The 25045-nt window shown below is 61.4% G+C and carries 23 protein-coding genes; 12 read left to right on the top strand and 11 right to left on the bottom strand.

Annotated features, from left to right (window positions below; translation table 11 throughout):
- The first annotated feature begins 56 nt into the window (after positions 1-56).
- Together MU551_RS02505 and MU551_RS02500 are read left to right on the top strand one after the other, a co-directional pair.
- Positions 57-983, top strand: coding sequence for an alpha-E domain-containing protein (locus MU551_RS02505; RefSeq protein ID WP_247040548.1), 927 nt, complete (start codon positions 57-59; stop codon positions 981-983).
- Positions 980-1831 (top strand): transglutaminase family protein, encoded by an 852-nt coding sequence (locus MU551_RS02500; protein WP_247040547.1) that lies wholly within the window; start codon positions 980-982, stop codon positions 1829-1831. Before MU551_RS02505 ends, MU551_RS02500 begins: the two co-directional genes overlap by 4 nt.
- A 25-nt stretch (positions 1832-1856) precedes the next feature.
- Here MU551_RS02500 and MU551_RS02495 read toward each other — a convergent pair whose 3' ends face one another.
- A complete protein-coding gene (locus MU551_RS02495) occupies positions 1857-2327 on the bottom strand; it encodes a pyridoxamine 5'-phosphate oxidase family protein (RefSeq protein ID WP_247040546.1) in 471 nt (156 codons plus the stop codon).
- Positions 2328-2485: 158 nt separating this feature from the next.
- Here MU551_RS02495 and MU551_RS02490 point away from each other — a divergent pair, with 158 nt between their 5' ends.
- A complete protein-coding gene (locus MU551_RS02490) occupies positions 2486-4195 on the top strand; it encodes a GAF domain-containing sensor histidine kinase (protein WP_247040545.1) in 1710 nt (569 codons plus the stop codon).
- A gap of 43 nt (positions 4196-4238) precedes the next feature.
- Here MU551_RS02490 and MU551_RS02485 read toward each other — a convergent pair whose 3' ends face one another.
- From MU551_RS02485 to glgC, 4 genes are all read right to left on the bottom strand, one after another.
- Complete coding sequence (locus tag MU551_RS02485; protein WP_281506810.1) at positions 4239-4946, bottom strand: response regulator; 708 nt, start codon at positions 4944-4946, stop codon at positions 4239-4241.
- Positions 4947-5119: 173 nt separating this feature from the next.
- On the bottom strand, positions 5120-5584 hold the full coding sequence (locus MU551_RS02480) for a pyridoxamine 5'-phosphate oxidase family protein (RefSeq protein WP_247040544.1): 465 nt from the start codon (positions 5582-5584) through the stop codon (positions 5120-5122).
- 57 nt (positions 5585-5641) lie between these two features.
- Positions 5642-7093, bottom strand: coding sequence for an SDR family NAD(P)-dependent oxidoreductase (locus tag MU551_RS02475; protein ID WP_247040543.1), 1452 nt, complete (start codon positions 7091-7093; stop codon positions 5642-5644).
- 59 nt (positions 7094-7152) lie between these two features.
- Positions 7153-8574: a glucose-1-phosphate adenylyltransferase gene (gene glgC / locus MU551_RS02470; RefSeq protein ID WP_247040542.1), complete on the bottom strand. Its 1422-nt coding sequence runs from the start codon at positions 8572-8574 to the stop codon at positions 7153-7155.
- Positions 8575-8674: 100 nt separating this feature from the next.
- Between glgC and glgA the strand changes: the two genes are divergently transcribed.
- A complete protein-coding gene (glgA, locus tag MU551_RS02465) occupies positions 8675-9871 on the top strand; it encodes a glycogen synthase (protein WP_247040541.1) in 1197 nt (398 codons plus the stop codon).
- A gap of 146 nt (positions 9872-10017) precedes the next feature.
- Here the strand turns inward: glgA and MU551_RS02460 are convergent, their stop codons facing one another.
- Together MU551_RS02460 and MU551_RS02455 are read right to left on the bottom strand one after the other, a co-directional pair.
- Positions 10018-12120 (bottom strand): acyl-CoA dehydrogenase family protein, encoded by a 2103-nt coding sequence (locus MU551_RS02460; protein WP_247040540.1) that lies wholly within the window; start codon positions 12118-12120, stop codon positions 10018-10020.
- A 54-nt stretch (positions 12121-12174) separates the two neighbouring features.
- The gene (locus tag MU551_RS02455; RefSeq protein WP_308198281.1) at positions 12175-12891 is read right to left on the bottom strand and encodes a TetR/AcrR family transcriptional regulator; all 717 of its coding nucleotides are present in this window, start codon (positions 12889-12891) and stop codon (positions 12175-12177) included.
- 62 nt (positions 12892-12953) lie between these two features.
- Between MU551_RS02455 and MU551_RS02450 the strand changes: the two genes are divergently transcribed.
- The 3 genes from MU551_RS02450 to MU551_RS02440 are packed head-to-tail and all read left to right on the top strand — an operon-like array spanning position 12954 to position 16564.
- A complete protein-coding gene (locus tag MU551_RS02450) occupies positions 12954-14306 on the top strand; it encodes an acetyl-CoA C-acetyltransferase (RefSeq protein ID WP_247040539.1) in 1353 nt (450 codons plus the stop codon).
- Positions 14307-14315: 9 nt separating this feature from the next.
- Positions 14316-15656, top strand: coding sequence for a 3-oxoacyl-ACP reductase (locus MU551_RS02445; protein ID WP_247040538.1), 1341 nt, complete (start codon positions 14316-14318; stop codon positions 15654-15656).
- Positions 15653-16564, top strand: coding sequence for a MaoC family dehydratase (locus MU551_RS02440; RefSeq protein WP_247040537.1), 912 nt, complete (start codon positions 15653-15655; stop codon positions 16562-16564). Before MU551_RS02445 ends, MU551_RS02440 begins: the two co-directional genes overlap by 4 nt.
- Before the next feature lie 18 nt (positions 16565-16582).
- Here the strand turns inward: MU551_RS02440 and MU551_RS02435 are convergent, their stop codons facing one another.
- The 4 genes from MU551_RS02435 to MU551_RS02420 all read right to left on the bottom strand — a co-directional run bounded on the left by MU551_RS02435 (position 16583) and on the right by MU551_RS02420 (position 20799).
- Complete coding sequence (locus tag MU551_RS02435; RefSeq protein WP_247040589.1) at positions 16583-17653, bottom strand: FUSC family protein; 1071 nt, start codon at positions 17651-17653, stop codon at positions 16583-16585.
- 101 nt (positions 17654-17754) lie between these two features.
- Complete coding sequence (locus MU551_RS02430; RefSeq protein ID WP_247040536.1) at positions 17755-18891, bottom strand: serine hydrolase domain-containing protein; 1137 nt, start codon at positions 18889-18891, stop codon at positions 17755-17757.
- Positions 18892-18927: 36 nt separating this feature from the next.
- Positions 18928-20007: a glutathione S-transferase family protein gene (locus tag MU551_RS02425; protein ID WP_247040535.1), complete on the bottom strand. Its 1080-nt coding sequence runs from the start codon at positions 20005-20007 to the stop codon at positions 18928-18930.
- A gap of 48 nt (positions 20008-20055) precedes the next feature.
- Entirely contained in the window at positions 20056-20799 is a 744-nt protein-coding gene (locus MU551_RS02420; protein WP_247040534.1) for a M50 family metallopeptidase, read from the bottom strand.
- Between the two features lie 117 nt (positions 20800-20916).
- Between MU551_RS02420 and malQ the strand changes: the two genes are divergently transcribed.
- From malQ to MU551_RS02395, 5 genes are all read left to right on the top strand, one after another.
- Positions 20917-23133 carry a 4-alpha-glucanotransferase gene (malQ, locus tag MU551_RS02415; RefSeq protein ID WP_247040533.1) on the top strand — a complete coding sequence of 739 codons (2217 nt, stop codon included), beginning with the start codon at positions 20917-20919 and terminating at the stop codon, positions 23131-23133.
- A gap of 110 nt (positions 23134-23243) precedes the next feature.
- Positions 23244-23468: a hypothetical protein gene (locus MU551_RS02410; protein ID WP_247040532.1), complete on the top strand. Its 225-nt coding sequence runs from the start codon at positions 23244-23246 to the stop codon at positions 23466-23468.
- Positions 23469-23599: 131 nt separating this feature from the next.
- Positions 23600-23776: a CsbD family protein gene (locus tag MU551_RS02405; RefSeq protein WP_247040531.1), complete on the top strand. Its 177-nt coding sequence runs from the start codon at positions 23600-23602 to the stop codon at positions 23774-23776.
- Between the two features lie 249 nt (positions 23777-24025).
- A complete protein-coding gene (locus MU551_RS02400) occupies positions 24026-24592 on the top strand; it encodes a TM2 domain-containing protein (protein WP_247040530.1) in 567 nt (188 codons plus the stop codon).
- 33 nt (positions 24593-24625) lie between these two features.
- Entirely contained in the window at positions 24626-24997 is a 372-nt protein-coding gene (locus tag MU551_RS02395; protein WP_247040529.1) for a PH domain-containing protein, read from the top strand.
- The last annotated feature ends 48 nt before the right edge of the window (positions 24998-25045 follow it).

Here is a 25045-nt window from a genome sequence, read left to right as displayed (position 1 = left end):
CGACATGCACGCACTTCCCCCAACACAGATTTCGGACCCGCAGGAGGTAACCGCGAATGCTTAGCCGAATTGCCGAGTCCCTTTTCTGGATCGGGCGCTACGTCGAACGGGCAGACGGTACAGCCCGCATCCTCGACGTCCACCTTGAACGGCTCAACCACCTGCCCATGGAGGAGCAGCGAAGCGTCGCCCAAGCGTTGTTGGCTGTCATGGGTGCCCGGCCGCAGAGCGAAGAGTTCGGCCTCAACGAACTCCTGCACGCCCTGGCCTACGACAAGCACAGCGCCACCTCCATCGCCGGCTCCCTCGGGGCTGCCCGCGAGAACGCCCGGCGTGCGCGGGAGACTGTCTCCTCAGGACTCTGGGAGAGCCTCAACACCACGTACTACGGGCTGAACCAGCACCGTAAAGACGTCGTGGGGACGTACCGTTTCTGCAACTGGGTGCTGGAGCGTACCGCCATGGTAAGCGGGCTCGCTGACACCACCGTGAGCCACGACGAAAGCTGGCTGTTCCTCGTCCTGGGAAGGTCCCTGGAACGCGCCGACATGACGGCCCGTATGCTTTCCACCCGGGATGTCCTCTCGGCCGGAATGTCCTGGGTCAACATGCTCCGCTGCGCCGGTGCCTATGAATCCTTCCTCCGCACCCGGCGGGCGGCCTTCGGCGACCAGCACGCGGCCGAATTCCTGCTGCTGGACAGGCTGTTCCCGCGGTCCATCGTGTACGCACTCCGTGACGCCGATGAATGCCTCGCAAAGCTGGACCCGTCAGCCCAACGTGTGGGGTTCATTAACGATGCCCGCCGGATCGTTGGCCAGGCGCGCACGTTCCTGGAATTCCACCGCACTGATGACCTGATGTCCGAGCTTCCGGAGCACATGGAGCGCGTCCAGAAGGCCGTTTCCCAAGCATCGGATGCCATTTCCCGTAAGTATTTCAATCAGGCGGACGAACTTGCCTGGGTGGGAGAAGTTTCATGACCCGTCTCACGATCGTCCACAAGACCGGCTACAAATACAACAAGCGGGTTACCCTGTCCTACAACGAGGCCCGGATGACCCCGCTGACTGATCCGCAGCAGGTGGTGCTGGAATCGTCCATGAAGGTATCACCAAGCCAGGCGGCCGTCAGCAGCTATCGCGACTACTGGGGTACCCGGGTCACTGCGTTCGATATGCAGATGCCGCACGAGCATCTGGAGGTCGTGTCCACCACCACGGTGGAAATCCACCGGGTGGAGCGGATTCCGTCCGAGGCTGACCTTGTTGGCTGGGAAGTGCTGTCCCTGCCCGAAACGCTGAACAGGTTCAGTGACTGGATCCCGCAGTCCCAGCTCACCGGGCCGGGAACCGAAGTGTTGGGCATCATCCCCGGCGTCGTTGCCGGCCTCACTCCGCACGAGGCAGCCCTGGCCATCTTTGAATGGATGCGCGGCGAGATGACGTACATGAAGGGCACCACGGGTGTGACCACAAATGCCGAGGAAGCCTGGAACCAGCGCCAGGGTGTCTGCCAGGACCTGGCCCACCTCGCCATTGGTGCACTTCGCAGTTGCGGTATCCCCGCCCGGTACGTCTCCGGTTATCTGCACCCGCGTTCGACGGCGGAGATCGGCGAGGCGGTGGCCGGCCAGTCCCACGCGTGGCTTGAGTGGTGGGACGGAGAATGGCGCAGTTGGGACCCGACGAACCATAAGCCCGCCGGGGACTTCCACGTCACTGTGGCGAGGGGCCGGGACTACCGTGACGTTCCGCCTCTGAAGGGGATCCTCTCAGGCGGCGGCGGATCCGCGCTCAATGTGAGCGTGGAGATCACCCGGTTCGCCTGACCCCCTCACCGCACCGAATCGAACCCTATTCGTGACCGGTCCGTGTTGCCTGATCCAGTGGGGTCCACCACGTCAGTGGAGGGGTCACCTTGAAACGACGGCCCGTGACGACGTCGGGTGTGATTCGGACGAAGTGTTCCTTTTTGCCGCCCTCCCAGGGAAACAGGAACAGGCCAACGGTATCAAGGACCTCATCTGTGTCCCTCACCGGAGCGGCCTTTCCCTTGATGACAATGCTCCAGGCGATTCCGGTTTGCGGATCAACACCGTCCGCTTCGATGGCCACCGGCGTTTCCCCCACGGCCGCCCGGAGCTTGGTGCCATCTCCGGTCCGGAAAACCAGCGTGCCCCGGTCCACTTTGTAGTTAATCGGAAAGATGTCCGGGTGGTCCTCGACCCAAACTGCCAGCCGCCCCACGGAAACACTGCGCAGAAGCTGCCAGCAATCGCTGCTGCTGAGTTCTTCGACCCTGTCGTCCTGTTCATTGGTACTCATGACGCCGAGCCTACGCCCGGCCACAAGCCACTTCCAGAGGCGCATCCCGGCCAGCGAACTGATACCCGTCCCAGGAGGCCTGCAGGAGACCACCCCGTACGGAGTATTCTGGCGAGAGAGGCGGGGCACAGTTCCGCGGCAAAGAATTGGGGTTGGAGATGCATTCAGACGATGACGCCGCCCAGCCATATATTTCAGGCAGCCTTCGGATCGAAGACCTCCTGAAGGATTTTGTCTCCCGGGCGGGCGAGCTTCTCCAATCGCAGGAACGAATGGCAGGGCTCCTCGAGGCAGTCGTCGCAGTTGCCGAAGACCTCAGCCTTGATGCCGTGCTTGAGCGGGTGGTCCAATCCGCTTGTCGCCTTCTCCATGCACGTTACGGCGCCCTCGGCGTCATTGGCGAAAATCAGGCCCTCAGCACCTTTGTCAGTGTGGGGATCGACGGCGAACTGGAGCACCGGATCGGCCCACTTCCCACAGGACACGGCGTTTTGGGCCTCCTGATCCGGGACCCGCGCCCGCTTCGGCTCCATGATCTCCGACAGCATCCGGAGTCCTACGGGTTCCCCGAACACCACCCGTCAATGAGGACTTTTCTTGGTGTTCCCGTACGGGTCCGTGGTGTCGTTTTTGGCAACCTGTACCTGACTGAGAAGCATGGCGGCGGTGATTTCACGGTCGAGGACGAGGAACTTGCCGTGGCCTTGGCTGCAGCGGCAGGCGTGGCGATAGAGAACGCCAGGCTCTACGACGACGCCCGGCGTCGGGCCCTGTGGCTGGAGGCGTGTATGGAGGTCTCGGGTCTGATGCTGGGCAGCGACCACTACTACTCCGCTGGAGGGCTGGATCCTATTGCCGACCGTGCCCTCCATGAATCGGGGTCAGTACTGGCGCTTATCGCGGCGCCCTCGGAGGACGGTTCCGAATACGTTGTGGCCGGCGCCGCCGGTAAGCACTCCGCCCAGTACCAGGGCAAGCGGCTCGAACTCGATGTAAAGAAGCTGGAGGGGGTGCTGCACGGCGGGGATCCTGTTATCTTCGAGAGGACGGCGGAAGTGCTTGGCCCTGTTAGCCTGACAGCGAAAGGTCCGCTCCTGGCGGTGGCCCTCAGCACCCAGGGCGCCCATCATGGGCTGCTGTTGCTGATGCGCGACGGCGGCCAGGGGCCCTATTCCCGCACGGATGTGGAGATGGGGGCCGTGTTTGGATCGCACGTTGCGCTGGCCCTCGAGTTGGCGCGTGTACACAGGCTCCGGGAGCAGCTGATTGTATTCACTGACCGGGACAGGATCGCCCGGGACCTGCACGATCTCGTCATTCAGCGGCTTTTTGCGGCAGGCCTCAGTGTCCAGAGCCTAAACCGCTTTACGGGAGATGCGCGGGCGCTGGAACGAATCCGCGCCATCACCGGAGAGCTGGACGAGGTCATCAGAAGCCTCCGCGACACCATTTACTTCCTCAGGACAAGCGGAGGGGAATTGGAACCCCTCAGCAGCAGAATCCGCCAACTCGCCGTGAGCGCCGCAAAATCATTGCCGTTCTCTCCCGGCCTGACCATTCGGGGTCCGGTGGATTCTCTGGCGGGGGAGATTGCAGACAACATTGTGGCGGTGGTATCCGAGGGACTGAGCAATGCCATCCGGCACTCCGGTGCGGGGTCCATCGAGGTCTCCGTGACCGTGGGAGACGGAGTGGCACTGGTTGCGATTGCTGACGATGGCAACGGTTTCGGTGAACTCAAGCGAAGGAACGGCATCACGAACATGGAGGACCGGGCGCAACTAATGGGCGGCACCTGCACGATTTCAAGCGGTGAGGGGACAGGCACCAGGCTGGAGTGGTCAGTGCCCATCCAGCCCCGGCACTGAACGCACTGATTGGCTGGAGACCCCGGCGCTTATCTGGTGGCTCCTACTTGGCCGGTGTGCTCCCGGGAGAGGCCAGGGCGGTCTTATTGGCGATGTACACAGCGGCCTGCGTACGGCGTTCGAATCCCAGCTTGGCTAAAAGAGATGACACGTAGTTCTTTACTGTTTTTTCTGCAAGGAACATTTCCGCTGCTATCTGCCGGTTGGTCAGGCCGCCGCCCACAAGCTCCAGAACGCGCTGTTCCTGCGGCGTCAGCGCTGCAACATGAGGGTCGGGCTGGGACGACGACACCAGTTTATGAACCGTACTGGCCACCACGCCGTCCTCGAAGAGCGACTCTCCGGCAGCGGCACGGCGGAGGGCTCCGATGAGATCGGTCCCGCCGATTTCTTTCAGGACGTACCCCTTGGCCCCTGCCAGGATCGCTCCCCGCAAGGCTTGCTCGTCGTCGTAACTTGTGAGTATCAGGCAATTAATGGACGGGTCCACCGAACGTACGTCCCTGCAGACTTCAATTCCTGTGCCATCAGGAAGCCTGGCGTCCAGTACGCAGACGTCCGGGCGCAGAGCCGGAATCCGCCTGGTCGCCTCCACAGCGGAACCTGAACTGCCCACCACCAGAAATCCTTCATCCTCCAGCAGTTCCTGCAGGCCACGTCGAACGAGTTCGTGATCATCGAGAATAAAAACACGGATCAGGTTCTGTGCCTGGGCGGTTACCTCTGATGGGCTGTCTTGACGAGGAAGCATGATCCTTCTGTCCGGCCGTTTCGGCCATCTGCGGGTGAACAGTACCTCCGCTGCTCAAGGGCTACGGAAGGCACTGGTGATGCGGCTTCATTGTCGCAGCCGATGCAGGTTCCCACATCAGGCTCTGCAATTCTCAGTCACCGGTGGTTGGCGGACAAGGGCCGTTGGTCCTGCTATTCGAACGTGGACCGACGGGCGTCGGAGACCCTGGTGTTCCAAACATCAGGCTTATTCACCTTGAACCTGCGGCCGTTGAGGGCGCGGGGGGACAACCGTACATAGTGGTCCTTCCTTCCCGGGTGCCACGGTTCAAGGTTGAGCGCATCGGCTGCCGCTTTCTCCTCAACGTCATGGATGACCTCGGTATCGCCCCGGGCCACGACGCTCCAGGCCTCTTCAGTGTGCGGATCGTAGCCGTCAATCTCAAAGGCGGCAGGCTTGGCTGTCATAGCCCCCCACAACTTGATACCCCCGTCCGTTCGGAAGACGATACTCCTTCGCTCCAGGACATAATTCACCGGAAAGATCTCCGGATGGTTGTCCACAATGAGCGCAAGACGGCCTACAGCGGCGTCGTTGAGCAACTCCCAGCACTGGTCGATGGTGAGAATCCCGTCGGGAATGTCTGAAGTATCCATCTTCTGCACCCTACCCGTTCCTGCAACAAGAGGTCAGGGACCACGCCTCTTGTCGGATCACCAGGGACTGGGACGGTAATCCTTAAGGAAGACACCGTATTGGTCCTCCCCGTTCTCACCCATCACGATCGGATCGTAGACACGGGCGGCGCCGTCCACAAGGTCCAAGGGTGCGTGGAACCCTTCTTCCATCAACCGGACTTTTGTGAAGTGGGGGCGTTCATCGGTTATCCAGCCCGTGTCCACTGCTGTCATCAGAATGCCGTCCGTTTCCAGCATTTCCTGGGCACTGGTGCGGGTCATCATGTTCAGAGCGGCCTTGGCCATGTTCGTGTGAGGGTGGCCGGGACCCTTGTAGGCACGTGAGAACTGTCCCTCCATCGCTGAGACGTTCACGATGTACTTACGGTGGGCTGTGGACCGCTTCATGGCATCACGGAGCCTGCTGACCAGCAGGAAAGGCGCGGTGACGTTGCAGAGCTGAACCTCAAGCATTTCCAGCGGATCAACCTCATCCACCACTTGGGTCCAGCTGTTGATGGTCGCGAGGTCGGGAACCAGGCCGCCGGCGTCGATCGCTGTTCCCGAGGCAATCCTCTCCAGTGAAGCAGAACCGGTGGAGAGGGCGAGGGATGTGATGGCATCACCGGCGAGGACCGGATGCTCCAGGACACTGCTTGCCAAGGCAAGCGGATGTTTGTCATGGGCATGGCCGAACGTGACAAGTTCGGGTCCGCCGTTGGCGGCCTCCAACGCAACCGGCAAGGCTTCGTCCTCGGCGTCCACCAACGGTTTGTAGGCGTTTCCGGTCCGTCGGACGGTCTGCGCAGCATTGTTGATGATGATGTCCAGGGGGCCTGCTTCATTCAATGAATCCGTCAGCGCCATCACTTGGGACGGGTCGCGCAGATCAATTCCCACAATCCTGAGCCGGTGCAGCCAGTCTCCGCTGTCCTCCATGGCACCGAACCTGCGGGCAGCATCCTTGGGGAACCGGGTGGTGATGGTGGTGTGGGCACCGTCCCGGAGGAGCCGGAGCGCAATGTACATGCCGATCTTGGCCCGGCCGCCCGTAAGGAGTGCGCTTCGGCCAGTGAGGTCAGTCCTGGCATCCCGCTTGCCATGGTTGAAAGCAGCGCACTCAGGACACAGTTGATGGTAGAAGGCATCAACCTGCGTGTAGTGCTGCTTGCAGATGTAACAGGGACGGGACCTGATCAGGTGGCCGGCCACTTTGCCAGTGGCGGAAGGTTCGAGCTTGTTGCCCCGGGTCTCGTCATCAATCCGGTCAGGCGCTGCGGTTGCAGTTTGCGCAAGCACGGCCCGGTCTGCTTCGGAAATCAGGTCCCGCTTGGTGACCCGGCGGTGCCTCTTGACGGCTTTGAACATTTTTCCCGTGGCGCGGCGCACCGAGACGTAGTCGGGGTGCTCTTCGTCATAGGCATGAATCGTGTTCAGAACCTTGAGGCAGGCCTGGATTTCCTCAGGCGTCAGATCGGGGGAGTTCATTGTTCCGATTTTACAGCCTGAGGAGCACCAGCCTGCCTTGCGTCAGGTTAAGGCGTCATTCAGGAACGCGTTGTGACTGACTCCTTGGCAGACGCCGGGGCCACAACTCCTGCTGCCTGGATCTCGGCCGCCTTTTCGACGGAATCCCGGACCTCCGGATAATTCTCGGTCGCGGCCTGCACAGCATTGGGCACAAGGTGCAGGTTTGCTGCTGCCAGTGCCTTCTCATCTTCACCCGGTTCAGGAACCTGCTGGCCCTTGGAGAGCACGGTAATGCCGGATTCCGTGACCTTGAAGCCTCGGGCCCGGTCCAATTCAGGGTCCAGACCAATGGTTGCGCCGGCAGGTACCTTCACGTTCTTGTCGAGGATGGCGCGCTTCACCACGGCGCCAGCGCCGATCTGCACCTTATCCATCAGAACCGAATCCAGGACACGGCTGGCTGTGCTCACGTAGACGTCGTTGGAGAGCACTGAGCCCTCCACGATGCCACCGGAGATTACAACACCGCTCGCCACAATCGAATCGAGGGCGGTACCGACCGCATTGTTGCCACCGCGGACGAACTTTGCCGGCGGCGAGATGGTCTGGCGGGTATAGATGGGCCATTCCGAGTTGTAGAGGTTGAAGACGGGCAGGGGCGAGATGAGGTCCATGTGGGCGTCGTAAAAGGAATCGATAGTACCGACGTCGCGCCAGTACGTACGGTCACGCTCCGTGGAGCCCGGGATGTCGTTGAGAGTGAAGTCGTAGACTCCGGCTTCTCCGCGGTCAACGAAGTACGGGATGATGTCCCCGCCCATGTCGTGCTTGGTGTCCAGACGCTCCGCGTCGACCTGAAGTGCATCCACAAGGGCGTCCCGGTCGAAGACGTAGTTGCCCATGGAGGCAAGGAATTGCGTGGGATCAGCTGCCAGGCCAGGGGTGCTGGAGGGCTTTTCCACGAACGCCGCAATCTTGCGGGGATCGTCCTGGTCCACTTCGATGACACCGAACTGATCTGCCATGTTCAGTGGCTGGCGGACGGCTGCGACGGTGGCTTTGGCCCCGCTGGCAACATGGGATTCCACCATCTGGGCGAAGTCCATCCGGTACACGTGATCTGCGCCCACCACGACGACGATGTCGGGATTGGCGTCGTGGATAAGGTTAAGGGACTGATAGATGGCGTTGGCGCTGCCAAGGAACCAGCTCTTGCCAACGCGTTGCTGCGCCGGCACCGAAGCGATGTAGTTCCCGAGCTGCGTGGACATCCGCCACGTCTCGGAGATATGTCGGTCAAGGCTGTGGGATTTATATTGAGTGAGAACCACGATCTGCAAGTATCTGGAATTCACCAGATTCGACAACGCGAAGTCGATGAGCCGGTAGCTGCCTGCAAAAGGAACCCCGGGTTTGGCCCTGTCCGCCGTAAGCGGCATGAGGCGGTTTCCCTCGCCGCCTGCTAGGACAATGGCCAAAACTTTCTTATTCAACGGCATGTGGTCGCTCCCTGTACGCCTTCGTCACTCCCCAACAGCCCGGTAAGCCCGGACTCCTTCACACTAGAACAGTTAAGCGGGAACGACTACCTTGGGTAGCGTGCGTATAGACATTGTGACCAAAGAATTCCCGCCTGAGATCTACGGCGGCGCCGGAGTCCATGTGGCTGAACTGAGCCGTGTGCTGGCCCAGCATGTGGATCTTCAGGTGCGGGCCTTCGGAGCTCCGCGGGACGCCGACTACCATGGTGCGGGAGTGACCTCCTACTCCGTACCGGACGATCTTGGGGGTGCTAATGCTGCCGTCCAGACCCTGGGCGTTGATCTGCGGATAGTGCCGGACATTGCGGGGGCGGACCTGGTGCATTCGCACACCTGGTATGCAAACATGGCAGGCCATCTGGCATCCCTGCTTCACGGCATCCCGCACGTCCTCAGCGCCCACAGCCTCGAGCCGCTGCGGCCTTGGAAAGCCGAGCAGCTGGGCGGAGGCTACGCCTTGTCCTCGTGGGTGGAAAAGACCGCCTACGAGGCCGCCGCCGCCATCATCGCTGTCTCTGAAGGCATGCGCCAGGACATCCTGCGCAGCTACCCGGACGTTGATCCTGAAAAGGTCAAGGTGGTGCACAACGGTATCGATGTCAGCCTTTGGAACCGGGACGAGGGCACTGATGCCATCCGGGCCCTCGGCATCGATCCTGACCTGCCCAGTGTTGTGTTTGTGGGGCGCAACACCCGTCAGAAGGGCGTGCCATATCTGCTTCGTGCAGCGGCCAAGCTGCCCGCCGACGTCCAACTGGTCCTCTGCCTTGGCGCCGCCGACACGCCAGAACTCGCAGCGGAAACTGCCCGGCTGATCGAGGAATTGCAGAAACAGCGCACCGGAGTTGTGCTGGTGGAGCGGATGCTTCCCCGTCATGAACTCGTCCAGGTGCTCAGCCATGCAACGGCCTTCGCCTGCCCGTCCATCTACGAGCCCTTGGGGATCGTGAACCTCGAGGCGATGGCCTGCGGTGCCGCGGTTGTGGCAAGCGCCACCGGTGGAATTCCTGAGGTTGTCCAGCACGGGGAAACAGGGCTGCTTGTTGAACTGGAGCAGGTTACTGACGGCACCGGAACCCCGTTGGATCCGGAGAAGTTCGTTACAGAGTTCGCGGCCGCCCTCACTGAGGTGGTCTCGGATCCGCAGCGTGCCCGAGCCATGGGCAAAGCCGGCAGGCTCAGGGCTGAGGAGCACTTCTCCTGGGAATCCATCACTGAAACCACCCTTCAGGTTTACCGCTCAGTTCTGTCCTGAAGTCAGACTTCTTATTCGCCCGCCTCGCGTAACCTGCGCGGCCGGTCGCGGTAAGAGCTAAACGACGACGACGGCGCCGTTCCCCTCAGCAGGGGAGCGGCGCCGTCGTCGTCTGCCCGGCAAGTCTCGCCGGAACAGTGTTCGGGTCAGCTCTGTGTCGGCTTTCCGCCGGCTTGGCGCGCCAGGATGGATTTCTCGTCAACGGGCGCCTGCCCGCTGGCCCGCTGCGCCCGGAAATAATCGCGGGCTTCGTCCTGGCGGGTCTTCTCGGCGCCTGTGGCGATGGCTGCACGAAGGTGCTCGGGGCCGTACCCGAAGGCGTCTACCAGGTCCAGGGCGTGAGGGCGGATCTTGATGAGCAGCCGGTTGATGTAGTCACCCACGGTACGTCCGCGCTGCATGGAGAGCCGCCCGTTCATCAGGTACCATGAGAGGTTTTTCTCGATCAGCGAGAGGCCGAAGAGATCACGAAGCCAGGTAAGGACGGTTTTGGTGCCAGGGTCAGCTACCTGGTTGAGCGCTTCCGTGAACGCTTCCCACTGGAGCAGCTCGGCATGGGCCTGTGCTGCATCGATCAGATCGTCCTGATGGAGGTTGAAAACGGCAGCAGCCTGGTGCTGGGGCAATTTGCTGGCGCCTTTGAGCGCGGAACCCACCTCGGCCACCATCGATTGCACCCGCTCGGTAAGCAAGGCGCGCTGACCCTCCTCGTGCCGGAGCGCTATGGCCGCCTTCTGCGGTGATCCGGTGTCGGCCACGAACTGAGCCACCTGGCGGAGGCCTGTGCGGTGGATCGCGACGTCGGCCGCCTGGCCCACGACATATCGCGCCAACACGCCGAAGTCCACGTTGCGGAATTCGTTGGCGTAGTCGGCGAGGAGCCGCTTGGCGACGAGCTGAAGCAGGACAGTGTTGTCGCCTTCGAACGTGACGTAGACGTCGAGATCTGCCCGCAGCGACGCGAATCGGTTCTCAATCAGGAACCCGGCTCCGCCGCACGCTTCCCGGCATTCCTGCAGCGTGTCCAACGCGTGCCATGTGCTCAGGGGTTTGAGGGCGGCGGCGAGGGTTTCCAGGTCCTGGCGGTCTGCGTCGGAGTCGTGGGCCCCGGAGAAAACGTCGTCGAACTTCTGCAGCAGCTGTTCATGCGCAAAGCTCGCGGCGTAAGTCGTTGCCAGCCTGGTGAACAGGCGGCGCTGGTGCCGTTGGTAATCCAGCAGCACCTCCTCCTCGGTGGGGGAGGAGGCATTGAACTGACGCCGTTCGGTGGCGTACTGAATGGCCGTCTTCAGGGCAAGCTTGCTGGCTGCCACTGCAGCACCATCAAGGGAGACACGGCCCTGGACCAAGGTTCCGAGCATCGTGAAGAACCGGCGGCCGGGACTGGCGATAGGGGAAGTGTAGGATCCGTCGACGTCGACGTTTCCGTAGCGGTTCAGGAGGTTTGTCCGGGGGATCCGGACAGCTGAGAAATGCAGACGGCCATTGTCAATGCCGTTAAGTCCGCCCTTGACGCCGTCATCCTCCCCGCCGATGCCCGGCAGGAATTCTTTCGTGGCAGGATCACGGAGTTCAACATAGAACGCGTGCACCCCATGGTTAACGCCCAAAGTCACAAGCTGGGCAAAAACTACGGCACCGAGGCCGTCAATGGCCGCATTGCCGATGTAGTCCTTCCACGCAGCCCTGAACGGCGTGTCGATCACGAATTCCTGGGTAGCAGGCTCGTAGGTAGCGGTTGTGGCTATGCTGGCGACGTCCGAGCCGTGGCCGGTCTCGGTCATCGCGAAGCAACCAGGAATGTCGAGGTTCATGATGCCGGGCAGCCACTTGCGGTGGTGGTCCTCAGTGCCCAGATGCATCACCGCGGAACCGAAGAGGCCCCACTGTACTCCGGCCTTGATCTGCAGGGACGGATCCGCCGTCACCAGCTCCTCAAACCCTGCAATGTTTCCGCCATGGTCATCTGAACCACCGAGCGACGATGGGAAGGCGCGGTGAACGGCTCCGTTGTCCACAAGGAAACTCAGCTGGCCGAAAGTACGCTTGCGGTGCTCCGTGTGCGTAAGGCCTTCGGTCTTGTGCAGCTCAGGACGGGCAGAGAGGTCACGAGCCTGCCTGCGGATGTCGGCCCATTTACCCAGGAGTTGCTCGCCTAGCGCGGCAACGTCAATGGCCGGGTGACCCGTGATGGCCTTGGGTGCACTGGCATCTGGGGAGGTGCCGGTGCGGTCCACTACTTCTGTCATGTCTGTTCCTTCGGTTTTTCTGACAACGTCCTGAAGAGGTTTTGACAGGTTCTTCTAGGTTTTTGATGGTGGCTTGGACAAAGCGAGGGTGCTGCTTTCAAGTTCTGGAGCGATTCCAACGCATAACCAGGAGGTAATTTGACGGGCCATAGTCTCTTGGTCCGGCTTGTCTGGTGAAGCGGGGCTGGCCAGCCATTGTTCGCCCGCGTTCCTGACTAAGCCAATGGCGGCGGTGGGCCAGTAGCCGATTACGGACTCCTTGCCGCTGCCGCCAAGATGCGCGCGCATGGGGCGGGCGATCATGCCGCTGATGGCTTCGAAAAAGTGGCCCAGAGCTCCTGCAGTGGCTATCGCACCGCCGGAGTGGTCCGACTCGGCTGCAGGGTACTTCGTGACGAAGGTGTAGACGCTGGGGCTTGTTTCGGCCATTTGCAGATATGCCGAAACCATCGCAAACAAACCTTCCCGGGGTGTCTGCGCGCTCTGGGCAGCCTCCTGGATGCGGCGCTGCATCTGGCTCAGGACCACCTCTCCAACGGCTTGCTGGAGTCCTGCCTTGTCGCCGAAGTACCGGTAAAAGACTGACTTCGAGGTGCCTGCTGCAGCAGCGATTTCCTCCATCGAGGCGTCGCTGCCCAGAGCGTGAACCGCCTTGCGGGCGGACTTTATGAGTTCACGACGGCGTTCCTCGCGGTGGGTCTGCCAACGGGAAGCCCTCCCGTCCACGGCGTTATCGGCAGGCTTCCGGGCCTCTGCTGAAAGGATGTTCACGATACCCAGCGTATCAGGTACGCTGGGTATCGGTAATCAGCTTCGTTTGAAGGAGAGAGCACATGTCCGAAACCGGACGCGAGGAATCAGTCGTTCAGCCAACCCAAGGGACCCAGGGGCAGCTACGGAAAGCTGTGGTGGTGGGCGGCAACCGCATCCCCTTTGCCCGCACCGGGGGCGCGTACACGAAGTCTTCAAACCAGGACATGCTGACGGCCGCCCTGGATGGACTGATCGCCCGTTTCGGCCTGCAGGACGAACGAATCGGCGAAGTGGCGGCGGGTGCAGTCCTGAAGCATTCGCGCGACTTCAACCTCACGCGTGAGGCAGTCCTTGGCTCCCCGTTGGCGGCCGAGACGCCTGCCTACGATGTGCAGCAGGCCTGCGCAACAGGGCTGGAGACTGTCCTTGGACTCGCCAACAAGATCAAACTCGGGCAGATTGATTCCGCCATCGCCGGTGGCGTTGATTCTGCCTCGGACGCCCCGATTGCGGTCAGTGAAGGCCTCCGTGAGGTCCTCCTGGACCTTAACCGGGCCAAGACGCTCCCGCAGCGGCTCAAAGTCCTGAGCAAGCTCAGGCCGAAAGACCTTGCTCCGGATGCGCCGAACACCGGCGAACCGCGGACGGGACTCTCAATGGGTGAGCACCAGGCGCTTACCACTGCCCAGTGGAAGGTCACGCGGGAGGCCCAGGACGAGCTCGCTTACAACAGCCACCGCAACCTCGCTGCTGCGTACGATGCCGGCTTCTTCGATGACCTCCTCACCCCATACAGAGGCTTGACCAGGGACTCGAACCTGAGGCCTGACACCTCCATTGAGAAACTGGCCACGCTCAAGCCTGTGTTCGGCAAGAACCTTGGTTCCGAGGCAACGATGACGGCAGGCAACTCCACACCCCTGACGGACGGGGCCTCCACCGTGCTGTTGGCTTCTGAAGAATGGGCGGACGCCCACGATCTTCCTAAGCTGGCCACGGTCATCGATGGGGAAGCCGCCGCTGTCGACTTTGTGCATGGCAAGGATGGACTGTTGATGGCTCCGGTATTTGCCGTCCCGCGGCTCCTCGCCCGCAACGGGCTAACGCTCGACGACTTCGACTTCTTCGAGATTCATGAGGCATTTGCAGGAACCGTGCTGAGCACCCTCGCCGCCTGGGAAAATGAAGAATTTGGCCGCACCCGGCTGGGCCTGGAAGGTGCCTTGGGTGTTGTGGACAGGTCCAAACTCAATGTGAACGGCTCATCACTCGCCGCAGGCCACCCCTTCGCCGCTACGGGAGGACGCATCGTGGCTTCCCTCGCCAAGATGCTGCATGCCAGGGGGCAAGTCGACGGACGGCCTTCCCGAGGACTCATCTCGATCTGTGCTGCAGGCGGCCAGGGCGTTGTGGCCATACTGGAATCACACTAGGGGGAAGCAATGACCGATACTTACACTCAATTCGTCAGCAGCGGGCCAGGTCGGAAAGTCGCCCGGAAAATAGGGCTTCCGCAGCCGGTAATCCTGCGGCGGCATAAGCCCGGGCAGCCGCTGGTCCCGGGCCCCATCCTCATCGAGGGGTCGACCGAGGGAGCGGATGCTCTGGCGTCGACGCTGCTGTCGTGGGATCTCGACGTCCGTCGGCACGCCGTTCCGAAAGAACGCCTGGGTGCCGTCATTCTGGTCCTGGATGAGTTGACCCACCCTGATGGCCTGGAAAAACCCGTGCTCACAGCAGCGACTTCCCTCAGGGACCTCGCTCCGAATGCCAGGGTGATCACCCTCTCCCGGCATCCGGGAAGCGCCCCGGACGCCGCCACGGCGGCAGCCCGACAGGGTGTGGACGGATTGCTGCGTTCACTGGCCATGGAGCTGCGATCCGGCGCCACGGGAAACGGCATCCTCCTGGCGGACGGCGTGTCCACCACCAGCCCCAGCACCCTGGCTGCACTCCGGTTCCTGCTGTCCGGGAAATCCGCTTTCGTTGACGGTCAGTTCATCACGGTGGGTTCGCCGGCGGGTAAACTCCCCGACGACGTCGAGAAACCGTTGGCGGGGAAGGTCGCCGTCGTTACGGGCGCTGCGCGCGGCATTGGGGCGGCGATCGCCCGCACCCTGCACCGCGACGGCGCCACTGTCTTAGCCGTGGACGTTCCGGCGGCGGGCGATCACCTTGCAGAGGTTGCCAACGAGGTCCATGGAACCGCGCTGCAGTTAGACATTACGCGGGAGGACGCTGGTCAGAAGATCATCGACCACGCGGTGTCGCGCTACGGTCACCTGGACATTGTTATCCATAACGCCGGCATCACCCGTGACAAGCTGCTGGCAAACATGGACCACAACAGGTGGGCGTCAGTTTTGGCCGTCAATATTGCCGCTCAGCTGCGAATCAACGAGGCATTGCTGGCATCGGAACACTTCCGCAGCTCCCCGAGAATCGTGTCGGTAGCATCCACCAGCGGAATCGCAGGAAACCGCGGCCAGACCAACTACGCGGCTTCCAAAGCCGGCGTCACGGGGATGGTGAGGGCAACCGCTCCTTTGCTCGAGCCTCACGGGGGAACCATCAATGCTGTTGCCCCAGGATTTATCGAAACGGAGATGACTCGGCGTGTTCCGCTGGTGCGGCGGGAAGTTGGGCGAAGGCTCAATTCCCTGAGGCAGGGCGGCCAACCCGTCGACGTCGCCGAGGCCATCGCTTTCTTGGCGAGTGACGCGGCGGGTGGAATTTCAGGGCAAGTGCTTCGCGTATGCGGGCAGAACATGGTGGGGGCATGAGCGACCCTGGACCCGTTGTCCTGGGGGATATGCCCTCGCTGTCAAAGCTCTACGTCAACGCCGCTGCTACGGCTGCCCGCCGCCGCCTGCTCGGGACCGATCTGGGTACAGCCTTGCCCGAAAGCAGCCATGAGGTGCGAGGGATAATGGTCGACGTCGAGAAACTCACCGCCTACCAGCACCTCATCGGCGAGCCAGCCACTGACGTGCTGCCCGCGGGTTTCATTCACGCTCTTGCCTTTCCCGTGGCGATGAGTGTTATGAACCGGGATGACTTTCCGTTGCCGCTGCTGGGCATGATCCATCTCCGGAACGCTGTGGAGCAGAGAAGGGCCATCAGTTTTACTGAACCCCTGGATATCACAGCCTCAGCGGTGAACCTGCGGGGTCACCGGAGTGGAACGCAACTGGACATGGTTGCCGAGGCCCGCAGCGGAAAAGGCGACGCCGTCCTCTGGCGGGGTATCTCCACCTATCTGGCTAAGGGTGTCTTCCTGCCAGGCATAGACAAGCCATCGGTCCACATGGTCCAGGCCGATTTCAGGCCTACCAACCCGACTGGGCTTTGGCAGCTTGGCGTGGATACAGGCAGGGCCTACGCCGCTGTCTCAGGTGACTTCAACCCCATTCACCTCAGCGCCTTGAGCGCGAAAGCCTTGGGTATGCGCAGATCCATTGCCCATGGGATGTACCTCGCTGCCAGGGCGCTGGCCGATGTGGGGGCAGTCAAGGGCGAGGCTTTTAACTGGGACGTCTCCTTTGAAGCGCCGGTTTTCCTTCCCGCACGGGTAGCCCTGGATATCACCACCGTCCAGGCCGATGGGGGCGCCTGGGAGCGGTCTGATTACGTGGCGTGGAGCCCGAAGGCAGGGCGGAAGCATTTCAGCGGGTCAGTAACCTCGAGGTAGATCCGGTAGAGCATTTGACTAGCTCATACCTGATTTGAGTACGCGGAGGATCCTGTGCAGGCTCAGGAGGATGGATTCGGCCGCGCTGGGCGCGTCCGAATCCGTGTCATCCGACACCAGTCGTTGCGCGAGGGCATGCACTGTTGCGTCGGCCTCGTCCCGTAGTTCTTCCAGCCGCTTCGCATCCCCTTCCTCCACAGCGAGCAGCAAAGCCCCGACGGCGGCAAGGGCCTCGCTCAGCGGCTCACTGTAGGGGAGCGGAATGACAAAGAGGGTGTCCTGGTCCCAGATAACGTCGGCCAGGACCTCCGTCATGTCCTGGACATGGAAAGTTATGCGTTCCAGGTCACGGAGGTTCCTGTAGTCCAGGTCCACGTCCCTTGGGTGGAGTTTCCGCCGCGGGTTGGCGCGGCGGCTGGCGTCGGCCTTTTCCACTGCAGTCCTGAGCGAGCGGGCTGATTGGGCGAGTTCATCTGAGCGGCGGGACCAGTCATCATGCTGCGGAGGCCATTTTTCTTCGACAGCCTCACCCATATCGGAGATCTGCTGAGCCAGGGCCCCCCGGAATTGTGTAAGGCTCACCGCCACGGCATTGAAATGAAGGGGCGGGAAAACAAGCAGGTTAACTGCGATGCCAACCACAACACCGGTACCCATCTGCAGCAGGTAACCGAACGAAAAATCATCAGGGTTGTGCCCGCCCACCAACAACACCAGCAAGGCGGCAGTCGGAATCCAGTCCCGCCCGGCGCCCAGGCGTGGAAGGCCGGCAAGGAGGATTCCAAGGCCCATGACCAACGCAACGGTGATGGGGGATGGCCCGCCGAGGCTCACCAGCATGAACGCGAGACCGATGCCCAGCCCGAGCCCGACGAGTGTCTGGAGCCCCTGCCGCATGGAACCTGCCACGTTCTCGTACATCACCACGAGGGCGCCGAGGGGAGCGTAGTACGGATAGTCAGCAGCAGACCCCGGCATCCAGGGGGCGATCAGAAAGGCCAGGCCCGCCGCTAAAGCCGCTTTCGCCGCAAGTTGGAGGCGGGACAACGCGAAAACCCCGGATACGCCTACCGTAACCAGGCCCCACATTCGCCTCCGCGCGGTCCCGCGGCTCTGTACTCCAGGTAATCGTGTGCTCATCTGGCCCCACCCTAGGACTGGGGCATAGATGTTACAAATGGATTAACCTGCTAACTCCGGACAGCGGCTTCCGCAGAGTTGGAAGAAGCTACCGCCGCCTGGCGAACCGCGTGGGCGAGCCGGTGTGCCCGTCCCGGCGTTCGGCCGTCCTCCTGCCGCCTGGGAACGTACCCGAAACCGATGCCATACGAAGGGTCAGCAAATCCAAGCGCCGCATTGGCTCCCTCGTGCCCGAAAGCGCGGTAGCTGCCGAAGTTCCGGCTCGGGTGAGCCTTCATAAACCCGACGGCGAAGGCGTTGTCCTGCCCTGATGACCTGTCCAGCCCCCAGACACGTTCCTGGGTCATGGCGCTGATCGTGGCTTCCGTCAGGAACGCCGCACCGCCGTCGACACCTGTGATGGCGGCGGCGTACAGGCGCGCCAGTCCTCCGGCGGAGCCCACACCTCCCGCGCTGCTCATGCCGTTGGCGCGGATAATCCGGTGGTTGGGAAGTTCCATGATAGAGCTGACGCCGCTGTTGCTGTTCAGCCCATCAAGGCTCAGCGGGTCCTCCCACGGCAGGCTGTCATCGACGTCGTACAGAACGTTCCGGTAACGGGGCTCCTGGTCCTCCGGAAGACCGAGGAAAAAGTCGATGTCCAAGGGCACGCGCAGTCGGGAATCGTACAGTTCCTGAAGGGAGATGCCCGCAGTGCGGCGGCAGAGTTCCTCCATGAGGATTCCGATGGTGAGGGCGTGATATCCGAAGGTAGTTCCCGGCAGCCACAGTGGTTCGGCAGCCGCCAGCTTCTCGGCCGCGGCTTCGGTGGTGAACTCATCCAGGCGGAATCCGCCTTCGATCCCCAACAGTCCTGCCTGATGTGAGAGCGCCTGGGCTACTGTCAGCCCGCCTTTGCCGTGGACAGCAAATTCGGGCCAGTAATGGGCCATCCTCTGTTCAAGGTCCAGAATCCCGTCCTGCACCAGAAGCGCAACCACGCACGCAGCAACTCCCTTGCTGCATGAGTAGGTTCCGGTGATGTCGCCCGGATTGAAATCCGGGCCCCCGACCAAATCCACCACCTTGCGGCCTTGTAAATAGACCGAAACCTGCGCGCTGTAGAGAGGGTCCTCGGCGAGGAACGATTCGAAGAGGTCCAGTACGCCGCCGAATTCTGGATCCACATGGCCATCTGAGAGTTGCATGGATCCAAGATACCCACAGATTCCCGGGACCTCTTTTCATTCCGCCCCGTGCCCGGGAGGGACTTCCTCTCCTGCCTTGACCGGACCGGGCGGAGTGCCATCCCCAAAAGGCCGGCCCCCAAGGGATTCCCGCCCGTGTTCGGTGAGCCAACCTGACAGTGCAGGGCCACGGGGGGCTATGCCGGTGGGATTGATGTCCTCATGGACTATGTAGTAGTGCTGCTTGATCTGTACGAAGTCGATGGTGTCCCCAAACCCCGGGGTTTGAAACAGGTCCCGTGCGTAGCTCCAAAGAACAGGCATCTCGCTCAGTTTCTGGCGGTTGCATTTGAAGTGCCCATGATAGACAGCGTCGAACCTGGCCAGAGTGGTGAAGAGCCGGACATCAGCTTCGGTAATGGAATCACCCACGAGAAACCGTTGGCCCTCCAGTCGCTCCTCCAACCAGTCCAGTGCCGTCCATAGGCGCTCGTAGGCAGCGTCATAGGCTTCCTGGGATCCGGCAAATCCGCAGCGGTAGACGCCGTTGTTGATCTCGGTGAAAACCCTCTTGTTCACCTCGTCTATTTCGTGCCGCAGGGAGTGCGGATACAGGTCCGGGGCTCCAGGACGATGGAACCCACGCCATTCCGTGGAGAGGTCGAGGGTGATCTGCGGAAAGTTGTTGGTCACCACCTGGCCGCTGGAAACCTCCACGATGGCGGGAACGGTAATGCCCCGAGGATAGTTGGGAAAGCGCTTGAAGTATGCTTCCTGAAGCCGCTCGATGCCAAGAACGGGGTCCCGGCCGCCCTCGTCCAAGTCGAAGGTCCATGACCTGGAGTCATGCGTTGGCCCGGGTTGGCCGAGTGAGATGACCTCTTCCAGGCCCAATAACCGCCGCACTATAACCGCACGATTTGCCCAAGGGCATGCCCTTGCGGCGATGAGCCGGTAGCGGCCCGGCTCCACCGGCCACCCCGGCTCACCATTGGGCCCGGCGGCACCATTCGAGGTGATGCGGTCCTCGATGTAATTCGTATCCCGGTTAAATTCGCCACCCGTAACGTAGGCACCCTTGGTACTGAAACCCGGCGAGGTGGTGGAGTCCGTGCTCTGACCTGTTTCCTGACTCATCTCTTCAGACTAAACCCGGCTTCCACAGGAGTGGCAAGCTGCGGGAGGTCAGGGAATTGCGATCGCGAAAACAGCTGAAATGGGTTGCCAGGCAAAGAGCCAGGCTGCCCCCACCACACTGCTAAACAGTACGATCCAGACTCCGGAGGGAATCGACGTCGCGCGATACAGCAAGTAGGCATCTGAGGTGGCCAGCTGTTCCCTGCGTCTGAAATGTACGTGGATAAGTTTTCCGAGGTCCCTCACAGCAGCCACGAGCAACGCCAGGCCCAGAACGATGACCAGATGGCTGTTAAGCTCCGGCGGTACGAAGAGAACCAGAGCACAAGCCAACAGGATTCCCGCGGCCATGATCAGCACCCCGACTGCATTGCGGATGAAGAGGAGCGCCGCCAGCAGAATAATGACGCCGAGGGACATTGCCGCCGGACCCCAACCGTTGAACCCTGCCCAGACCAGGGAAGCTCCCACTATCGCCGGCACCGGATATCCCCAGAATCCCGACCAGATGGCAGGAAAGCGGCCGCGGCTAAAAGACAGCGTGGTTCCTGAATGGTTTAACCTGAGCTGGATACCGCCCAGCCGTTGACCGCTGGACAGCGCAGCAAAGGCATGGCCGAGTTCATGAACCACAGTGGCCAGGAGTCCGAAATACTTCCAGGTCGCTCTGGGCACGGAAAGCACAATCGCCACTGCAATGACCATGAGGAGTTCCGGGAGTGGGACGACGGGAACGGCGGCCTGCGAAAATCCGGCAACGATCCGCTCCCATAACATCTCCAGCAGGTTCATTCGGGAAAGCGTTCGGAGTCAGCCATAGGGATCTAGGCTAGCGTGGGAGACCCCCGCGAGTCTAAAGCTCCAAATCGTCGTCCCACGCCTCCACCGTGAGCCAATAGAGTTAGGGCCATGGCGGATCACACGGGAATTGATCAGACGGAAAACTCGCAGGCGCTGCTCAGGGAATTGGCAGCTGCCCATGGAGTCGGAACAGTATTCCAGGGCTGGGACGGCGCAGAACGGAAGGTCTCTGATGCCACGTTGAAAACCGTGCTTGGTGCGCTGGGCGTGGATACGGATACCGATGAAGGGATACGGGCCGCAATCCATGACGTCGAACTGGCACCATGGAGGAGGATTCTGCCTCCCGTGGTGGTGGTCCGGGAGGGCCAGGAATTCCATGTGGAGGTACACGTGCCCCAGGGGAAGGCCGTGCGCGTCTCAATCACGAGTGAAGATGGCCTCCACCACGACGTCCTTCAAAAAGATGATTGGGAAGAACCCCGTTTAATCGATGGCATACCCACTATTCGGGCAACCTTCGCCATTCCCGAATACCTGCCCCTTGGCTGGCATACCTTGCAGGCGGACGTTGAAGGCACACATGCCGAGTGTGCCCTCGTGGTCACGCCGGAAATCTTGAAGACAAGCGTCGACCTCGCTCAAAACCGGAGTTGGGGTTTGCTGGCCCAGCTGTACTCGGTGAGATCCAGCCGCTCCTGGGGGATCGGAGACTTCAGTGACCTCACGGATCTGGCGGCGATTTCGGGCGAGGATGGGGCTGGCTTCATCCTCGTCAACCCGCTGCATGCGGCCGAGCCCCGCACGCCCATTGAAGACTCACCGTATTTGCCCACAACGCGGCGCTTTTTTAATCCTCTGTACATCAGGGTGGAGGAGATCCCCGAGTACGCCTATCTCGAGCCGGGCAGCCGGGCACATGTAGAGAAGTACGCATCCCAGCTCTATCCTGCGAACCAGACAAGCGACCTGCTGGACCGCAATTCCAGTTATGGTGCCAAGCTCGCAGCGCTGGAACTGATTTTCGACGTCGAGCGCAGTGCCTCCCGCTCGCGTCAGTTCGAAAGATTCCGCGCAGACCAGGGAGCCGGACTCGCTGACTTCGCGCTCTGGTGCGCGCTTGCTGAAAGGCTTCACCCTTCGGCGCCTGAATGGCGTGCTGAGGCAGCTTCACCGTCCACCCCATATTCGAACGAGCAACGTGAACTGCTGGCAGACAGGGTGGAGTTCCACAGTTGGCTGCAATGGATCTGTGACCAGCAACTGGAGTCCGCACAGCGTGTAGCCAAGCAATCGGGCATGGCACTGGGCGTCATCCATGACCTCGCGGTAGGCGTAAAAACGAACGGCGCAGATGCCTGGATGCTCGCCGATGTTTTGGCGCATGGAGTGACAGTTGGCGCCCCTCCCGACATGTTCAACCAGCAGGGTCAAGACTGGTCCCAACCCCCTTGGCATCCGGCAAGGCTTGCAGAAGCAGGGTATGCGCCATACCGGGACATGCTCCGAACCATCCTCCGGCATGCAGGCGGCGTGCGCGTCGACCACATCCTGGGCCTCTTCAGGCTCTGGTGGATTCCGAAAGGGAGCGGTCCCGAACAAGGTGCTTACGTCTACTACGATCACGAAGCACTGATCGGGATCCTGGCTCTTGAAGCCCAGCGGGCCGACGCTGTGGTAATTGGTGAGGATCTTGGCGTCTTTGAGCCCTGGGTGCGGGGTTACCTGTCGGAGCGCGGGATTTTTGGAACCTCCATTCTTTGGTTCGAGCAGGACGCCGGCGGGCCCTTTGTACCGGACAGATACCGTCAGCAGTGCCTCACCAGCGTCAATACGCATGATTTGCCTCCGACTGCTGGTTATCTCGCCGGGGAACACGTGACCCTCCGCGAATCCCTAGGCTTGCTCCGCCGCCCGGTGGAGGAGGAGCGGGCAGAAGCGGCAGCTGAGCAGAAGGCTGTGTTGGCCCTTCTTCGTGAGCAGGGTGTGCTCCTGGACGCCCCTGGTCCTCGGAATCGGCAGGATCAACAGGAACCGGCCCTGCGGCAACAGGAAATTCAACGGATTGTGGAGGCCTTGTACGCCTTTACCGTCCTGACGCCGTCGTCCCTTTTGGGTATTGCGCTGGTGGACGCCGTGGGGGAGACACGGACCCAGAACCAGCCTGGAACGCATGAGCAGTACCCTAATTGGTGCATTCCCCTGGCGGGTCCTGATGGTGCTGTTCTGGTCGAGGACCTGGATGCAAACATGCGCTACAGGTCATTGGTTGACCGGGTGAGGAACATGCTTCAAGAGGGGGCTCGACGGCAGCTTGGAGAATAGCCTCTGTTGACTTCCTCACACTTGCCCCGTCCGTGCATTTTTGGGCTTTCCGCCGTCCCATACTGGATGTTGAGCGGCATGGTGACGCGGTGGCAACGAGTGAGGGATTCATGATGAAGAAGGAATACGTTCCAGGAGCGGCAGTAGCAGGGGGCGTCGTCTTGTTTTGGATGGTTGGACTTCTGGGTGGGTTCTCCTTCCTCAGCGATCCGAAGCCCCTTGTAACCACCCTGACCTGGCTGATGCTGGTCTATGTAGCCGTCGCCGCCACATTGATTGCTGGTTCTCTTGCTGTAGCGGACCTCTTCCGTCGCAGCCTGCGCAACAGGCAATAGCAGTCGTTTTCCCGCTTGCCTGAAAAGGGTTCAGGAAGCCTTCTGAGTGCTCTTCCTCCCTTCCCTTTGCAGTCCTAAACTGAAGGCATCAGCAGCCGACAAAATCGGCTCCGAGCAGGGGAGGACCAGCAATGGGACTTGGCGACAAGATGGAAAATGCCGGCGAGAAAATGACCGGTAAGGCCAAGGAAGCCGCGGGCAAGATGACGGACGACGAGCGGCTCGAAGCTGAAGGTGAAACAGACCAGGCCAAAGCGGACCTGAAGCAGGCAGGCGAAAAGGTCAAGGACGCCTTTAAGCGCGACTGAACGACATTGATACCGGGGGTGCTTCCAGCGAACGGGAAGCACCCCCCTATTTTTTTGCCTTCCGGCCGAACCAGAGCCTGGTACAGCGGCCCTGCGATATGGGCGGGTCGCGTGACGAAATACCGTGCACCGGCCTTATCATCCGACACAATGATGAGGGCACGTGGATTATTGGGGGATGCCGTCTTTCGACGGTGCTGCAGCCCGGAGTCCTTGGGCTACCTCACCATTTCATCGAAAGGCACCACCATGACCCACCCCTCCGCTGAAAACCCTGCGGATAACAGCGAGTCAACAGCGCCGGCATCGGACCAGTCGGCTCCGGTCGGACAGTCACCGTACCCACCGCAGGCGCCACACCAGTACCAGGCCCAGCAGCCTCCCGCCGCGCCCGCATACCAGCAGCCGCCCGCTGCGCCCGCGTACCAGCAGCCTCCCGCAGAGCAGCCCCAGTACCTGCAGCCTCCCGCCGCGCCCCAGTACCAGGCCTATCCGCCGGCGGCACCCCAGCAGTACCAGGGCCAATACCCTCAGATGTCCCAGCAGCCTCCGATGCCCAACCAGGCCTACGGCTACCCCCAGCCGAAGTCCAAGATTGCCGCCGGGCTCTTAGGAATTTTCCTCGGCGGACTCGGCATCCACCGCTTCTATCTTGGGTACACCACAATCGGAGTCATCCAGCTTGTCCTGACAGTTGTGGTGGGAATCTTCACATTGGGCCTGGTAGGGCTCTGGGGCGTCGTGGAAGGCATCATGATTCTTGCCGGTGCCAGCTACTTCCAGCGGGACGCCAAGGGCATCCCCCTGCGCGAGTAACTAAACAACTCAGGATTAAACCGGGGAACACCTATGACACAAATTATTTATGACAAGCCAGAACAGCTCGAGCAGATAAACGCGGGGCTCCTGCAAGGGGAAACGGTATATGCGGTCTACGACTGTATCGGCGTCGGAACGGGCTTTGTAGGCATTACCAACATGCGCATTATTTTGCAGGACAAGAGCTTCGTCGGTAACAAGGTTGCCGTCGTTTCCGTGCCCTATAAGAACATTCGCTCGGTCTCCATGCTGTCCAACAGGTCAATGCTGGGCCGCTTCGCATCGTCTTCCAGTATCGGGATTGATACGGGCGGCAGCATCAAAGAAGCGGATTTCCGTGGTGACGACAAGGCCAAGCACGCCCACGACCTGATTCTCTGGAACGTGCTGCAAACGAGGTAGAGCGTTCCCAAAGGGCGGTCCGGTGAACTGGCCGCCCTTTGTTGTGGG

It is taken from the genome of Arthrobacter rhizosphaerae, from assembly GCF_023062595.1.
GTDB classification, from domain to species: Bacteria; Actinomycetota; Actinomycetes; order Actinomycetales; family Micrococcaceae; genus Arthrobacter; species Arthrobacter rhizosphaerae.
Note: the sequence above shows the minus strand (reverse complement) of the source record. Positions and strands in the feature narration are given on the sequence as shown.